Here is a 16,084-nt window from a genome sequence, read left to right as displayed (position 1 = left end):
CTCTTATGTGGACATTTATACGTTATGAATTGCGGTATTGGCTGCGCACGCCGATGATTTGGATTTTCCTGTTCATCAATACCTTGCTCGTTTTCTTTGCGATGGCTTCCGACAATGTACAGATCGGCGGCAGCATCGGCAACATCCATAAAAATGCACCTTATGTCATCGAGAACTTTTACTCGGTCATGTCGGTTGTCTGTCTGTTGATGACGACGGCTTTCATGAATGCGACGGCAAACCGTGACTTCCAGTACGGAATGCACCAGTTTGTGTTTTCCTCCCCGATCAAGAAAAGTGATTATTTCTTCGGAAAATTCTTCGGAGCCGTGATTATTTCAGTGATTCCGATGCTCGGCGTTTCACTCGGTGCGCTGCTTGCTCCTGTGCTGTCGCCTTTGTTTGGCATGGCGCCGGCGGAACGTTTCGGCGAAATCATCTGGTCGGCACACCTGTACGGCATCCTCAATTTCGGTTTGCCCAATGTGATCATTTCAGGGGTTTTGCTGTACAGTCTTGGCATTATTTTCAGGAGCAGTATGGTTTCGTTTATCGGTGGAATGTTGCTACTGATCATCTATTCGTTTTCGGGCAGGTACATGCGCGACATCCAGAACGAATTTGCCGCCAGCCTCATCGATCCTTTTGGCGGTACCGCCTTCGAAATCATGACCAAATACATGACCGTGGCCGAGAAAAATGCACAATCGGTGGCTTTTATGGGCGACTTGATGCTCAACCGCTTGCTGTGGATCGGCATTACGCTCGTGATCCTGTTTGTGGTCTACTGGCGTTTCTCCTTCAACAGCCGCAATGAAAAGGCGAAGAAACCGAAGAAAATCAAGCACACCCCAGCACCGGTTGCTTCCAACGCTGTTTTCGAACCTACCAAGGCCAATGCCTTTTCGCTTTCCATTTTCTGGAACATCATCAAGTTTGAAACCCGGGCCATTGTCAAGAGCCCCTCTTTCCTGACGCTGATGATCATCGGACTCATCTTGCTGATCGCCGATCTGACGATGCTGACCAGCATGTTCGGCACCACAAGGTATCCGGTGACTTACATCGTCGTGGCCAGCATCGAGGACAATTATGAGTTGTTCATGATTGGTTTCATCACTTTTTACACAGGCATTCTGGTCTGGAAAGAACGCGATGCCAAGATCAATGAAATCGAAGACGCGACACCGGTTTGGAGCGGGATGTTGTTCGCAGCCAAGGTCATCGCCATCATGACCGCGATTGCGATCGTGCTGATCGGATCGATTGTCATCGGTGTGATGGCGCAAACCCTGTACGGTTACACGCGCTACGAACTCGACGTTTACATCAAGTCTTTGCTGGGATTGCGTTTGCTGGCGTTCCTGTTTTTGACGATTCTTTCGCTGTTGTTCCATTACCTGATCAACAACCGCTACATCGCTTATTTTGCGTTCGTGACGTTCATCATCGTCAACAGTTTCATTTGGGGATTGCTCGAATTCGACAGCAACATGATTTCGTTCGGACACCGTCCTACCGTAACGTATTCGGATATGAACGGTTTTGGGCCATTTGTACCGGGCATGGCTTGGTTCAGCTTGTATTGGACATTGTTTTGTTTGATTTTGTGTTTCGTGATCTCGCTGTTTTACATCCGTGGAAAAGAGCCGCAATTCCGCTATCGTTGGGCCGAGGCCAAAATACGGTTCGGGCAGAAACGCATGGCCATTATCGCCAGCATTGTCATTTTTGCGCTCTGCGGCAGTTTTGTGTATTACAACACCAAAGTGCTGAACCACTACGATTCTTCGGAAGCACAGGAAAGCAAACAGGTCGATTACGAAAAGAAATACAAGAAATACGAGCATTTGGTACAGCCGCGTTATTGCAAAATCGATTACCAGATCGATATCATGCCCGAAGACCGAAGCCTTGTGGCCAAAGCACAATTTTGGCTCAAAAACGTTTCTGTGCAACCGATCCAAGAAGTGCATTTTTCGATGCCTTCGCTTTCGGAGGAAGTAAAACTGTCCATTGCGGGCCAACTCAAACACAACGACAAGGATTTGTATTACCGCATCTACAAACTCAACCATCCGCTCTTGCCGAACGATTCGATCAAGGTCGATTACGAGCTCCAGAAAATCAACAAAGGTTTCGAGAATGAAGTCAGCTTTACGCAACTCACGCAGAATGGGACTTTCTTCAACAATACCGACATCATGCCGTCGATCGGATACAACAGCGAAATCGAGATTTCGGACAAGAACGAACGCGTCAAGCGCAAACTGCCGCCACGCGAGCGCATGCCGAAACTCAATGACAACGACCTCAAAGCCCGATCGAATACCTACCTCAACAGCGATTCGGATTGGGTCACCGTCAACACGACCATCAGTACTTCGCCTGACCAGATTGCGATTGCGCCGGGTTCGCTCGTCAAAACGTGGACATCGAATGGAAGAAAATATTTCAATTACAAACTCGACCAGAAATCGCTCAATTTCTATTCGTTCATTTCGGGAAGATATGAAGTGGCGCGCAAGAAATGGAACGGCATCGACCTCGAAGTCTATTACGACAAGGCACACGCCTACAACGTCCCGAATATGCTCAGCAGCATGCAGAAATCGCTCGATTATTACACGACAAATTTTGGTCCGTACAGGCACAAACAATGTCGCATTATTGAATTTCCGCGTTATGCTTCGTTCGCACAAGCCTTTCCGGGAACGATGCCGTACAGCGAAAGCATCGGTTTCATCACTGATTTGCGCGACGTCAAGGCACAGGACATCGACATGGTGTATTATGTGGTTGCACACGAAATGGGCCACCAATATTGGGCGCACCAGATTTGCGGCGCCAACATGCAGGGCAGCGAAATGATGAGCGAAGGTTTTGCGCAATATTCGGCGCTGATGGTCATGGAAAAGGAATACGGAAAGGACAAAATGAAAAAGTTCCTCAAGTATGAAATGGACGATTACCTCAACGGCCGTAGCCGCGAACTCGAAGGCGAAAATCCGCTTATGAAAACCGAGAGTCAGCAGTACATCCATTACAACAAAGCCAGCGTCGTGATGTATTATCTGAAGGAAATGATCGGCGAGCAAAAGGTCAACGGGGCGCTCAAGAACCTGATTACAGAATTTGGCTATAAGAATCCACCTTACCCGACCGCGAACATGGCCGTACGCGAATTCAGGAAAGCCACGCCCGACAGCTTGCAGTACCTGGTTTCGGATCTGTTCGAAAAGATCACGCTGTTCAACAACCGCATGCTCGAAGCCAAATACAAAAAGGTCGGCAATGCCTACCAGGTGACGCTCAAGACGGTTTCAGAAAAATTCTATTCCGATAAATTGGGTGATGAAACCGCCGTGCCGGTGGCCGATTACATCGATATCGGCGTATTCGCCAAACCGACAGAAGAAGGCATTTTGGGCAAAGTCTTGCTCAAGAAGCGGCTCAAGATTACCCAAAAGGACAATACCTTTACCTTTACCGTCAACGGACTTCCGTACGAAGCCGGCATCGATCCTTACAATTATCTGGTCGATCGCATTCCAGACGACAACATCCGCAAATTGGAAGAATAACCATAGGAACGCCCCTTTTTTAGGGGCGTTTTTTTATGCCTGTGTTACCAAACTGTTGGCCGACTTGGGTAGTCAAATTATTTTCATATATTTGGAAACCTTCAAATCTCCCATGGGCTATCATGCTCAAATACAAATCGGTTATTGATGAAATTGTTTTCGAAAGAAAAATTGAAATGGATGATCAAAAGGCATCCGCTGCTCTATTATGCGAGATATATCCTGTTGTCTAAAAACTATAAGGGTAAAAATCCAGAGGCTGCGGGCTGTTACAACGACATCAATTTGAGCCCAGACATCCCGAAATTGTATTTCGACACCAATACACAAATCCCATTGGAACCCAACATGCCCGCGTTTGAAAAGGCCATTGCGATTGCAACCTATTTGCGTACCCACATCAAGGGCGGTCCCGGATTGAGCCTGTCTTCCGAAAAAACTTTGCGCGCGATGCTGAACGGAAACGGCGGCGTTTGCAATGATTTTTCCCAGATTTTTAACAACTTCTGTGTCATCAATAGCATATTGGTCAAGGAATGGAATTGTGTCCACAATTTCTTCCAGACCGAATACGGCCACACCTTTAACGAAATCTACAGCCCGGAGTGGAACAAATGGATTGCCATCGATGTGCACCAGGCGTTTTATTTTACTGCAGAAAACGACGACCAGCCATTGTCGGCCATCGAGGCTTTCACGCGTCTGCGAAACAACCAGCGCAATGCGTTCCGTTTTTTTATTCCGGGATACGAGCCCAAGTCGCTTGACCGTTTGAACAAGATTTACGCCCAGACGACGATTCCGTTCCTGACCATCAATTACCAGAATTCGGTGGTCGACAAATACCTCGATAAGTTTTCGGACCGCTATCCGGTTTTTGTGATCACGACGATGATGATCCTGCTGCGCAAGAATTTCGGTTTTCTTTTCGTGCTCGACAATTACCGAATGAAACTGCTTCCGAAATATTTCCAGAAGTTGGCCGCCAAATAATCCGTTCAAATTCGCTTTAACCTTTTTATATTTGCCGTACTAATTCCCCATCAAAGATGAAAAAACTCACCTGGTTTGCTTTACTGTTGATAAGCGTAACCGTTTCCGCACAAACCAAAGAAAAAATCAAAGGCTCTAAAATTGTCACCGTCGAGCAGAAAGAAATCGATGAATTCGCCGAACTCGAAGTATCGGACAACCTCGAAATTTTCCTGATCAAAGGCGACAAATGCGGCGTTGAAATCGAAGCCGATGACAACCTGCACGAGGCAATCCAAATCAACCAGCATGCGAGCCTATTGCAACTCTCGGCTTCAAAGGACGTGACCGGTGCCAAGAAATTCAGCGTACGCATCACCTACACCGACAGTTTCAAGATGCTGACGGCAAAAAACCAGGCCAACGTAACGGCGCTGGCCGACATCAAACTCGACAATTTTACGTTCAAGGCTTTCGATGGTTCGAAGATTTTCGCCAATGTAAAGTCTAAGAATTTTACGTTCATGGGCAACGACAAATCGAAGGCCGAACTCAATATAACCGGCGAGCAAACGAACATCGAACTGAGTAAAAACGCCCAGCTCAAAGCGCTTATTTCCTCGTCTTTCCTCAAATTTGACATGTACCAGAAATCGACTGCGGTCGTGGAAGGCGATGCCAACGACCTCAAACTGCGACTCGACAACAACGCCAATTTCATAGGCAAGAATTTCACGGCCAAGAACGCCAACCTCATCGCCGAGGGCTATACCGTTTGCAGCGTGTTGTGCACTACCTGGATGGCCATCGAGGCCACGGGCAAGGCCGAAATTTCAATTTATGGCGACCAAAAAATCGACCTGCGAAAGTTCCAGGACAACGCCACCTTGTACAAGAAGCCTACAAAATAGGCTGAAATTTTAAAAAATAAGGCCACTAATTCTCGAATTAAAAGCAATGCCAACACTGCTCAAATTCGTGAATTCGTGGCTTATTTATTTTTATCCTTCCGGAACCTAATTATTCCTGCGAAGCCAAAAACCTTTCGGCATCGAGAGCGGCCATACAACCGGTTCCGGCTGCAGTGATTGCTTGGCGGTACACATGGTCTGCGGCATCTCCTGCTACAAAAACGCCCGCTACATTGGTATGCGAAGTGCCCGGTCTATTGACGATGTAACCGGTTTCGTCGAGCGTGATGTGATCCTTGAAAATGTCGGTGTTGGGCTTGTGTCCGATCGCCACGAAGAATCCGGTGGCTGGGATGATGCTTTCTTCTCCCGTCGCACGGTTAATGACCTTAACACTGCTCACGACTTGTCCGTCACCGATGACTTCAACGGTTTCGGTGTGCATCAGGATTTCGATGTTCTCGGTTTTGCGCACGCGTTCTTCCATGATTTTGGAAGCACGGAATTGTTCGCTACGCACGAGCATCGTTACCTTCTTACACAATTTGGAAAGGTAATGCGCTTCCTCGCAGGCCGAATCCCCGGCGCCAACGATCACGACTTCTTGGTTTCTGTAGAAAAATCCGTCGCAAACGGCACAGGCAGAAACGCCACCGCCGGTTTGCAGGTAATGCATTTCGGATGGCAATCCCAAGTATTTGGCCGAAGCCCCTGTGGAAATAATAACGGTTTCGGCGTGGATTTCCTTGACATCATTGACCCAAACTTTGTGTGGGCGGACAGAGAAATCGACTTTGGTGACCCAACCGTCGCGTACATCGGTTCCGAAACGCTCGGATTGTTTTTGGAGTTCGACCATCATTTCAGGGCCCGTGATTCCGTCAGGATAGCCCGGGAAATTCTCGACTTCATTGGTGGTGGTCAGTTGACCGCCCGGTTGCGCTCCTTGGTACAATACCGGATGCATGTTGGCCCTGGCGGCATAAATGGCAGCGGTATAACCCGCAGGCCCTGAACCTATAATTAAGCATTTAACTTTTTCGATATCTGGCATAGTTGTCTAATTTTTGAGGCACAAAAGTAAGTCATAAATGCCGATTTTCAAGCAGCCCATAATTGGTTTTTGCTATTGAAGTATTCACAAATCGGGCTATTTTATGAACACCATTCTTTTTTCAAAATAGTTTTGGCGAACACAAAAATAGTTATATATTTGCCGACGCTTTCGGGGTGTAGCGTAGCCCGGTCATCGCGCCTGGTTTGGGACCAGGAGGTCGCAGGTTCGAATCCTGCCACCCCGACGGAAGTAAAATCCTTGTTGTGCAAACAGCAGGGATTTTTTGTTTTTGGAAAACTGCCGAGCTCGCTCGAGCAGTTTTCCAAAAACAAAAAATCCCTCGGCCGAAGGTCGCAGGGATTTTGCTTCCAGCAGTTGTCCCTAACTCGGGATCACGTGAGTAATCCTGTCCGAATTCGTAGCGAAGCCAAGAATCCAAAAATAACCGTACGGAAAAAACCACAGGGTTTCATTTCCAACAGTTGCCCAAACCAAAGACCACGAAGTAACCCTGCCCAAATTCGTAGCGAGGCCAAGAATTCAAACACTCTATTGCAGTTATTCGACACTAAACTTATACTTTTCCCTTAAACCCAACATTTCTTGAAGTACTTCAAGTTTTTCCTCCATTTCAAGATTTAGCTTTGCCTTGTAATCATCTAAATACCAATACAATGAAAATAGTTATTATTGGTGGTACTGGCTTAATCGGGAGTCAAGCAACCACTCTTTTAAAAGATCAACATGAAGTTATTGTGGCATCTCCAAATACGGGAGTCAATACACTTACAGGCGAAGGCCTTGACGAAGCACTTGTAAATGCAAATGTAGTGATCGATGTGTCTAACGCTCCTTCTTTTGCAGACGAAGATGTAATGCATTTTTTCAAAACTTCGAGTCAAAATTTGCTAAAGGCCACAAAAAAAGCCGGTGTTCAACACCTCATTGCCCTGTCTGTTGTTGGAACAAGCAAACTGCAGGAAAGTGGTTATTTTCGTGCCAAACAGGTACAGGAAGACCACATCAGAAACTCCGATACACCGTACACGATTGTCCAGGCCACACAATTCTATGAATTTGCTGGAGGAATCGCGGCAATGAGTACCGTTGACGGTAAAATACGCTTGTCAGGATCTTTCATCCAACCGATTGCCAGTGCGGAAGTAGCCGCTTTTGTGACCTCAAGGGTTTCAGAAAAGCCTGAAATGGGAACCTTGGAAATTGGAGGCCCGAAAAAATGGCCGATCAATGAATGGATTGGTTATTATTTAAGCAAAAAGAATGACCCGACCCAAGTGGAAAAAGAAGCAACACCCACTTACTCAGGCGCTCCTATTGAACCGGATACGTTGGTGGCACAAAACGCCTTTACGTTGGGGAAAATTTCTTATGACGATTGGATTTCAATCCCAGGGAATTTAAGATAAATGAACAAAACAAGCTTGGATGCCGGACTTCCAACCTCCGCGTGAGGGATAGAGGCAAGCACCGCGTGCAGCCGAAAGCCCGACGGCGGCATCCAAGCACTTTCATTTCAAACGTATTTTCCCTGCCGCCGGCACGCCCAAAATCCCAACATTAAATTCGTTGAATGGTTTCAAAAAATCGTCGAACGCCACGGTTGCTTTTTGCGTCGCTCGATTTTGCGCCGTATCTTGAAAACCTAAATTTGAATGCGTATGAGAATCATTACCTTATTGTTGGCCCTTGTTTTATTGGGATGCCAGAGCGAGAGAAGTTCGAACAGCAACAAAGAAGCTTACCGACTCAAACCCATTAAGAACTATAAAAAAGAACACCACCTGTTTTTGAATTATTATTTCGGGATGACAATCGAGGAATATGAGACGGCGACCAAGCACAATTTCATGACGCGCAAATTGTACCTGCCCGGCGAAAAGGACCAATGCGACCTTAGCCATTACAGCCACCACCACCATACGCACCAGGACATCGAGAACATCAATTACCATTCGAATGTGTACTATGCCTTTAGCCTGGACGATGAGGAATTTGAGGCTTCGCTCAAACCGGTATTCAAATACGAGAAGTTGATCCGCCTGGAAATGCAGACACTCAATTGCTTTACCTTTGGCAACCACAGCCATGATTTTTACCGCCGCAAGATTGCCAGTACGCGCAAGGCGCTCATCGATTTGCACCAACAGGAATTTGGGCGTTATTCGGTCACGCCAAAGAAACACAACCTCGATGAGATGGCCGTGATTGCCAATGCGGGTGTCAACATCAGTCATTTCGATACGAACAAGTACACTTTCAAACACCAGAACAAAGTGGTGACGATCGAACAGAAATGTTGCGATTTCAAGCCGCTCGTGATTTATTCGCACGCGGAATTCCTCGAAATCCAGAAGCAGCCCGACACACCGGAGAAACTCGAGCGCGAATTCAAATTGTTCAATTCGGTCGAGGCGATTTAGACCTTAACGGCTCAGCCAGTCCTTGAAATCCTTGGCGCGTTCGCGGCTCACGATGATTTCCTCTGTTTCGGGAACCGACAATTCGATCTTGAGCCTGCCGTTGAACCATTGCCGGATGGTCTTGATCGCATGGATGCTGATGATGAATTTGCGGTTGATCTGGAAGAATTGCGCTGCGTCAAGTTCGCCCGCGAGCGTGTTGATTGCCGTTTCCATCAAATGTTTTTCGTTGCTGAAGGTATGCGCAACGGTCAATCCATCTTCGGACTTGAAGTGGGAAATGTCTTTGGCTTCGACGGTTTTGTAAAAATCCCCGAGCTTAAACAGGAAACGATTTTTCGGGTTGAGTTTTTCGATGATCTGGCGGATGCTTTCCTGCTCGGGCATCTTGAAAAAATCCTTCCATTGTTTGTATTTGTCGATGGCCTCGGAGATTTCCTGGTAATCGTACGGTTTCATCACATAGCCCACGCTGTGCTGCGAAAACGACTTGAGCGCGAAATGGCTGTAGGCCGTCGTGAAAATAATCGGTGCATTGATGCGGACTTTCTCGAACATTTGGAAGCAATTGCCGTCGCTGAGTTCGATGTCCTGGAAAATCAGGTCGGGCATCGGGTTGTTCTTGTACCATTCGATGCCGCTTTCGTTCGAACTGAGTACCGCTTCTACCTTGATACTGCTGTCGTATTGCTGCAACAGGCTCAGCAACCGTTCGGCGGTGTGCTTTTCGTCTTCAAATACCAGTACTTTCATCGGATAGGGTGTTTTTGATGATCGGGATGCTGACGACGTATTGCTGATCGATAATACGGTACACGATCATGCGGTCGGTCAGCAGGCTGAATCGTTTAGACAGGTTCGACAATCCGGTTCCCGTAGAAACATCGGGGTTTTCCTTCAGGTTCAATGCATTGGACACATAGATGAAATCGTTGTCGTTTTCGAGTGTGATTTCGAGCGGCTGGCTGTCGCTGTATTTGTTGTGCCGCACGACATTTTCAATCAGGATCTGCAACGCGGCCGGCGGCATCAGCACCGATTCGGGATCGGCGATGTCGAGCTTGTCGACCAACTGCAAGGCATTACCGAAACGCGTCTGGATCAGGTAAAAATAATTCTGCGTAAAGGCGAGTTCCTCTGCCAAAGTTACAAACATTTTGTCGTTCTGGTCGATCGTAAAACGCAGCATCCGCGACAATTTCACGATGTAATCCGAAGCCTGGTCGGCATCCTTGTGCACAATCGACGACAACACGCTCAGGCTGTTGAACAGGAAATGCGGCTCGACCTGCGCCTTGAGCAATTTGTAATTGGCAATCGCATTTTCCTTCTTGAGTTTTTCGGCGAGCAACTGGCTTTCGCGTGCGGCGATTTCGGTCTGGAAATATTCGTAGAAACAGGTGGCCGACATGTAAATAATCACCAATCCGAAAATGAGCATCGGATTCGAATACCCGATGTCTTTCCATGCCGCCGCATTGTTGTAGAGGTGCGAATCGGCCAAAAGGTACACCGCATTGGTGAGGAACGCAAAAACATAGGCATAGCAAAAATGTGCGGACAGGTAAACCAACGTGCTCTTGCGCGGTGTAAACCATTTCAACTTGATCCAATCGAACAGATACAAGGCAAAAACCCACAATCCGACAAAAAAAATCGAAAAATAAATCCCGCGCCAGGTGAAGTCGAAAAAGCCGTAAAAGGTTTCGTCTCCCCATTTGACGATCAGGTGCAGGCTGTACACCAGCGACAGTCGCAGCAAAAAGGTTTGCAGTTTTTTATTTTTCATATCCTTATAATTTAGGATTGGTATCGGCCATTTCCTGCCCGTTGAACCATTTGATCGTTTCTAGAATCGCGTGGTCGATATTCGTTTCGGGCATTTTCAAAATACTTTTGGCTTTGGTATTTGAAAAATAATTATCGGAAAACAACATCCGGATATTCGTTTTGAGCAACATTGTCTTCTTTCCCGGAAAGCGCGCATGCAGCCAATCCAAAAGCGCCGGAATCCATTTCGGCAACGGGATGAATATTTTCCATTGCCCCGACAAGTTAGCGATTTTGGCGAAATAATCCTTATACGACAAATTCACGCCCGACAACAAATAACATTCGCCGTTTCTACCTTGCGACAACGCATTGACCACCGCGGTCGCCACAGCCGACACATCGGCGAAACTCTTGCCTCCACGCGGATAGAACACGATGTTGTTGCGCAGCGCATACAACAGCAATCGCCCACTCGACGGTTTGGCATCGAACGGACCGACCATAAAGGCCGGTGCCACGATTACTGCAGGAAATCCATTTTTGGCGGCTTCGAAAACGTGTTGTTGGGCCAGGTATTTGCTGTAGGCGTAACCTGAATTCCGCAAAAAATCCATAAACCTCGAATCGTCTTTGCCCGGATGATCAAGGCTTCCCGAAGTAAAACAATTGGCGGTGCTTACGTATACAAAACGCTTGATCGGATGCTTTTTACAAACTTCGACCAAGTGTTTGGTCGTTTCGATATTCGCCGCTTCATATTCGCTGAAATCGATGCACTGCTGGTCGGTTTTCGACGCGCAATGGATGACATAACTACAGCTTGCGATGATCGTATGGAGCTTTTTTTCATCGGAAAGCTGTCCACGCACCACGCGACAACCCATTTGCTGTAAAGCGCCAACTTCACTTCCCTGACGCACAAAAGCCACGACATCGAAATTCCTTTGCCTTAAAACCCGGACGATGTGATGGCCTAAGAATCCTGTGGCTCCTGTGACCAATACCAATTTTGTGTTCATATCGCCTGGATTTCACGTTCGAGTTTGTGGCGCATCATCGGCAACTGCCAATCGACGGGAATCCATTTTTGCAACAGCGAACCAATGCGGTTCATTCTCCCGGGGATGATGATCGCCTCTTTTTGCAGCAGTTTTTCCATGCAAATCGCCGCGGTTTCATCGGCGGTTAAAATCGATTTCCGAAGCATTTTCCCATACGACAGGATTCTTTTGCTGACTTCTTTATTTGTAGGCATGCCACCCGGATGGGCCACCGCGACATGCACCCCCGAATATTTGAGTTCCTCATTGAGTCCGCGTGAAAACGAATACACAAACGCTTTGCTGGCCGGATAGACCGTTTTGAAAGGCATCGGTGAAAAGGCCGCCAGACTTGAAATATTGAGGATGAACGCTTCTTTTTGCTCGCGCAGTTTAGGCAACAATTGATGCGTCAGAAAAACCACCGAACGCATGTTGAGCGCCACAATCGCATCGATGTATCCAACCCCAACCGCCTCAAAAGCCTGTGTTCCACCAATTCCCGCGTTGTTGATGAGCATGTCAATCGGATAATTTTGGAGTTCGCCTGTAACGCCGTACAGGTTTTCAGTTTGGGTCAAATCGGTTTCAAAACAAATGATTTCGATGTCGAATTGGTTTTTGAGTTGGCTCGCTACGCTATCGATGCCTTCACCCGGTAACGAAATCAGGATCAGGTTGCGGTCCTGTTGCGCATTGATGGTGGCGAATGACTTGCCCAAACCCTGGCTCGCACCGGTAATGACTACAAATGGTTTCATGGTTTCTTGCGGTTTAAAAAATAACGGATGAGGAAAAAGACAAGGATCATGACGATTGCTTTTTGAGCAGGCCGATCGAATGGATGAGCTTGTTCTGGATGATGCCATCGGTCAAATACCGCGGGTATTCGGGCCGCGCGTAAGTAAGCGAATTGTAAATGACCTTGGTCCTGCCGTTGCCCATCGGGATGAATTTCCATTCGGATTGCAGCGAATTGATCCGTGTGACGCTTTTGTAAACCGGTCGTGCCGTCGGGATGCTGTTCATTTTGATGATCGAGACGTTGCCCCTGACCATCAGCACACATTGCGAAATCAGGTCGGTCGATTTGAGCGGCCACGGCAAACCGAAACGCATATAAGTCTGCCAATGGTTGTTGACGCCCGGCACCACTTCGCAGACTTCGGTCGAGACCGACCAGCCTTTGAGTTTCTTCGAATCGGTGAATTGCGCGATGATTTTATCGGGCTCGCTGTCTACGGTAAAAACCGCCTGCATTTCCCTGATCTTTTCAGAATTCCCCATCGATACCCAACGGTAACTGATGGCGATGTCGTTTTCATAACGCGCGAGTTCCCATGGCGTTTTTTCTTGTGCGTGGGCTGCCAATTGGACAATAAAGGCTGCCCAAATACCTAATGATTGTGTCTTCATAACTGTTGTTTTTTGATGATGATGATTAAAACTTTGATTTCTGATGATGGGGCAAATGTATACTGACTATGACGGCCACACCATCAAAAACCTGTGAACCGTATTATTCTACGTTGAACCGTCAAATCCCCGATTCAAATTGTCAATTATTAATTATCTATTCCTATTTTTGCCGCAACAAACTGCTAATTCACATCGCATGCTTATCATTGGAATCGCCGGCGGAACCGGAAGCGGAAAAACCACAGTCGTGCACCAGATCATGAACGAACTGCCGCAAACCGAAGTCGGAATCATCTCCCAGGACCATTACTACAAACAAACCGACCACCTGTCGTATGACGAGCGCGCGTTGATCAATTTCGACCATCCGCGTGCCATCGACTTCGAATTGCTCGTGCAGCACCTCAAGGATTTGAAGGACGGAAAAGTGGTCGACCAGCCCGTGTACTCGTTCGTCACGCACAACCGCACCGACGATACCGTGATGACACATCCGCGAAAAGTAATGATCGTCGAAGGCATCCTGATTTTGGCCAACCCCGAATTGCGCGACCTGTTCGACGTCAAGATTTTCGTACACGCCGATTCGGATGAGCGCCTGATCCGCCGACTCAAACGCGACATCGCCGAACGCGGCCGCGACATGGAAGAAGTATTGAACCGCTACCAAAACACGCTCAAGCCGATGCACCAGCAGTTCATCGAACCGACCAAAGCGTTCGCCGACATCATCATCCCGAACGACAAATACAACACGGTCGCGATCGATGTGGTGCGTGCGGTAATTAATCAGCGGATTTCGTAAATTTTTATTATTTTTAGGAGCTATTTCCGGCTATCCGCTCTATCTTTTTTGCTTCATTGCATTGCGCAAAAAAGGATGCCGCTGCTATCCGGGCTAGACAACGATTAAACGGTTAACCAGTTTAACGATTAAACAAAAATCATGTCCTACAAAGAAAAAACCTGGTTCAAATTCCTCAGCAACAAATATGTCTGGGTATTGTTATTTTTCTGCGTCTGGATGCTGTTCCTGGACAATTATTCCTATTTCGACCACCGCATACTCGACCAGGAAATCGAGGAACTCGAAGACAACAAAAAATATTACCAGGATGAAATACGCAAGGACCAGCAAAACATCAAATTGCTCAAAAACCCGGATCAGGTCGAGAAATATGCGCGAGAGAAATACTACATGAAAAAAGACAGCGAGGACATTTACATCATCGAATTCGAAGGCGACACCGTCAAGAAAAAATAGAAGAAAGACCGCAGCGCTGCAAGAGCAAAGACTAAAACCTTATTGAACATGGCAAACGACTTATTCAACGATTTCGAACCTGTTTCTTCCAAACAGTGGAAACAGCAAATCCAGTTCGAGCTCAAGGGCGCCGACTACAACGAAACGCTGCTGTGGCATTCGCCCGAGGACATCAAGGTCAAGCCATTTTACCACAACGACGAATTTGAGCCGAAGTTATCGGTCCAGACCCAGGCTTCGCAGTTTAAGATTGCACAGGACATTTTCGTACACGACCTCGACAAATCGATCTGGCGCGCCAAGGACAGCATCGAACGCGGTGCCGAAAGCCTGCGTTTCACGATCGCCGATGAAAAAACCGATGTGGCGAAATTACTCGGCAGTTTGCCTTTGGAAAAGATTTCCGTTCATTTTCATTTGCAGTTCCTCTCAATCGATTTCGTCAAACAAATCGACCAAATCGCTATCGAAAAAAACGCGACGATTTACTGCAACCTCGACCCGATTGGGCATTTGGCCGAAGACGGCAATTGGTTCAAGAATTCCGACAAGGACAATTTCGAAACCTTGAACAAACTTTCAAAAGAGACACAATCGGTCTCGCTGATGGGCATCCGTGCCGGTTTGTACCAAAATGCCGGTGCGAACATCGTACAGCAAATCGCTTACAGCTTGTCGCATGCCAATGAGTATTTGAACCGCGTTCCCGAAATCAAGAAACCAATCGTTTTTGAAGTGTCGATCGGAACGAATTATTTCTTTGAGATGGCCAAGTTGCGTGCGTTGCGTTTGCTGTTTGGCCTCATCGCCAAGGAATACAACCACGATCTCGATTGCCATATCATCGCCACGCCGACCAAACGCAACAAGACCATTTACGATTACAATGTCAACATGCTGCGCACCACGACCGAATGCATGAGCGCGGTGTTGGGCGGTGCCGATTCGGTCGCCAATTTGCCTTACGACGTCTTGTACCACAAAAGCAATGAATTCGGCGAACGGATTTCGCGCAACCAATTGCTCGTACTCAAAAATGAAAGTTATTTCGACAAGGTCGACAATCCGGCCGACGGCAGTTATTACATCGAGAACCTGACGCAGCAGATGGCCGAAAAAGCGCTCGCGTTGTTCAAGGAAATCGAAGCCAATGGTGGATTTTTGGTCAAACTCGGCGAAGGCAACATCCAGAAAAAAATCGCCGAGAGCGCCGAAAAAGAGCAACAATTGTTCGATTCGGGCAAGGAAATCCTGCTCGGCACCAATAAATATCCGAACAAGAACGACCAAATGGCGCATGATCTGGAATTGTTCCCGTTTGTCAAGAACAAGCCGCGCAAAACCCTGATCACGCCGATCATCGCCAAGCGTTTGGCCGAAAAAATGGAGCAGGAACGACTCGAACTGGAAAAACAATAATGCTGATCGTGTTTACCCTTGCGATGGTCCTGGCAGTTGTCTTTGTACTCATCGGGCTAGTTTACATCACCATGGGAATCACTTACCGCAAAATCTGGAAAGGAATCATTGGAATGGCGTTCCTTGCATTGGCGGTCGTTTCTTACTATTTTTTCTACAGTATGTATGTGCTGGATCAGATGGGACTTTCAATATTTTAAAAAT

At 47.3% G+C, this 16,084-nt stretch carries 15 protein-coding genes and 1 tRNA gene; 10 read left to right on the top strand and 6 right to left on the bottom strand.

What is annotated here, in order from left to right; genetic code table 11:
* Nucleotides 1–5: 5 nt before the first annotated feature.
* The 3 genes from QM717_RS13060 (at nucleotide 6) to QM717_RS13050 (ending at nucleotide 5,467) form a co-directional block, all read left to right on the top strand.
* A complete protein-coding gene (locus QM717_RS13060; protein WP_415037984.1) occupies nucleotides 6–3,584 on the top strand; it encodes a M1 family aminopeptidase in 3,579 nt (1,192 codons plus the stop codon).
* A 147-nt stretch (nucleotides 3,585–3,731) separates the two neighbouring features.
* Nucleotides 3,732–4,577 (top strand): transglutaminase-like domain-containing protein, encoded by an 846-nt coding sequence (locus QM717_RS13055; RefSeq protein WP_415037982.1) that lies wholly within the window; start codon nucleotides 3,732–3,734, stop codon nucleotides 4,575–4,577.
* Between the two features lie 56 nt (nucleotides 4,578–4,633).
* Nucleotides 4,634–5,467, top strand: coding sequence for a GIN domain-containing protein (locus QM717_RS13050; RefSeq protein WP_415037981.1), 834 nt, complete (start codon nucleotides 4,634–4,636; stop codon nucleotides 5,465–5,467).
* Nucleotides 5,468–5,576: 109 nt separating this feature from the next.
* On the opposite strand, the gene trxB is transcribed toward QM717_RS13050, so the two are convergent.
* Nucleotides 5,577–6,521: a thioredoxin-disulfide reductase gene (gene trxB / locus QM717_RS13045; protein WP_415037979.1), complete on the bottom strand. Its 945-nt coding sequence runs from the start codon at nucleotides 6,519–6,521 to the stop codon at nucleotides 5,577–5,579.
* A 172-nt stretch (nucleotides 6,522–6,693) separates the two neighbouring features.
* On the opposite strand from trxB, the gene QM717_RS13040 reads away from it, so the two are divergent.
* From QM717_RS13040 to QM717_RS13030, 3 genes are all read left to right on the top strand, one after another.
* Nucleotides 6,694–6,768, top strand: a tRNA-Pro gene (locus tag QM717_RS13040).
* Nucleotides 6,769–7,198: 430 nt separating this feature from the next.
* The gene (locus QM717_RS13035; protein ID WP_415037977.1) at nucleotides 7,199–7,951 is read left to right on the top strand and encodes an SDR family oxidoreductase; all 753 of its coding nucleotides are present in this window, start codon (nucleotides 7,199–7,201) and stop codon (nucleotides 7,949–7,951) included.
* Between the two features lie 252 nt (nucleotides 7,952–8,203).
* Nucleotides 8,204–8,965 (top strand): hypothetical protein, encoded by a 762-nt coding sequence (locus tag QM717_RS13030; protein ID WP_415037975.1) that lies wholly within the window; start codon nucleotides 8,204–8,206, stop codon nucleotides 8,963–8,965.
* Nucleotides 8,966–8,968: 3 nt separating this feature from the next.
* Here the strand turns inward: QM717_RS13030 and QM717_RS13025 are convergent, their stop codons facing one another.
* From QM717_RS13025 to QM717_RS13005, 5 genes are read right to left on the bottom strand one after another with little or no spacing between them, the layout of a single operon-like run.
* Nucleotides 8,969–9,718, bottom strand: a complete 750-nt coding sequence (locus tag QM717_RS13025; RefSeq protein ID WP_415037973.1) for a LytR/AlgR family response regulator transcription factor — start codon at nucleotides 9,716–9,718, stop codon at nucleotides 8,969–8,971.
* Nucleotides 9,699–10,754, bottom strand: a complete 1,056-nt coding sequence (locus tag QM717_RS13020; protein ID WP_415037971.1) for a sensor histidine kinase — start codon at nucleotides 10,752–10,754, stop codon at nucleotides 9,699–9,701. Before QM717_RS13020 ends, QM717_RS13025 begins: the two co-directional genes overlap by 20 nt.
* Nucleotides 10,755–10,758: 4 nt before the next feature.
* Nucleotides 10,759–11,757: an NAD-dependent epimerase/dehydratase family protein gene (locus QM717_RS13015; RefSeq protein ID WP_415037969.1), complete on the bottom strand. Its 999-nt coding sequence runs from the start codon at nucleotides 11,755–11,757 to the stop codon at nucleotides 10,759–10,761.
* A complete protein-coding gene (locus tag QM717_RS13010; protein ID WP_415037967.1) occupies nucleotides 11,754–12,539 on the bottom strand; it encodes an SDR family NAD(P)-dependent oxidoreductase in 786 nt (261 codons plus the stop codon). The genes QM717_RS13015 and QM717_RS13010 overlap by 4 nt, the downstream gene beginning before the upstream one ends.
* A 46-nt stretch (nucleotides 12,540–12,585) precedes the next feature.
* Nucleotides 12,586–13,194 (bottom strand): hypothetical protein, encoded by a 609-nt coding sequence (locus QM717_RS13005; RefSeq protein WP_415037965.1) that lies wholly within the window; start codon nucleotides 13,192–13,194, stop codon nucleotides 12,586–12,588.
* 199 nt (nucleotides 13,195–13,393) lie between these two features.
* On the opposite strand from QM717_RS13005, the gene udk reads away from it, so the two are divergent.
* The 4 genes from udk to QM717_RS12985 all read left to right on the top strand — a co-directional run bounded on the left by udk (nucleotide 13,394) and on the right by QM717_RS12985 (nucleotide 16,080).
* Nucleotides 13,394–14,002 carry a uridine kinase gene (gene udk, locus QM717_RS13000; RefSeq protein WP_415037963.1) on the top strand — a complete coding sequence of 203 codons (609 nt, stop codon included), beginning with the start codon at nucleotides 13,394–13,396 and terminating at the stop codon, nucleotides 14,000–14,002.
* Between the two features lie 141 nt (nucleotides 14,003–14,143).
* The gene (locus QM717_RS12995) at nucleotides 14,144–14,461 is read left to right on the top strand and encodes an FtsB family cell division protein (RefSeq protein ID WP_415037962.1); all 318 of its coding nucleotides are present in this window, start codon (nucleotides 14,144–14,146) and stop codon (nucleotides 14,459–14,461) included.
* Nucleotides 14,462–14,509: 48 nt separating this feature from the next.
* Entirely contained in the window at nucleotides 14,510–15,880 is a 1,371-nt protein-coding gene (locus QM717_RS12990; RefSeq protein WP_415037960.1) for a methylmalonyl-CoA mutase subunit beta, read from the top strand.
* On the top strand, nucleotides 15,880–16,080 hold the full coding sequence (locus QM717_RS12985) for a hypothetical protein (protein WP_415037958.1): 201 nt from the start codon (nucleotides 15,880–15,882) through the stop codon (nucleotides 16,078–16,080). Before QM717_RS12990 ends, QM717_RS12985 begins: the two co-directional genes overlap by 1 nt.
* Nucleotides 16,081–16,084 lie beyond the last annotated feature (4 nt).

Source organism: Flavobacterium sp., from assembly GCF_047602195.1.
In the GTDB taxonomy this organism is placed as follows: Bacteria; Bacteroidota; Bacteroidia; order Flavobacteriales; family Flavobacteriaceae; genus Flavobacterium.
Note: the sequence above shows the minus strand (reverse complement) of the source record. Positions and strands in the feature narration are given on the sequence as shown.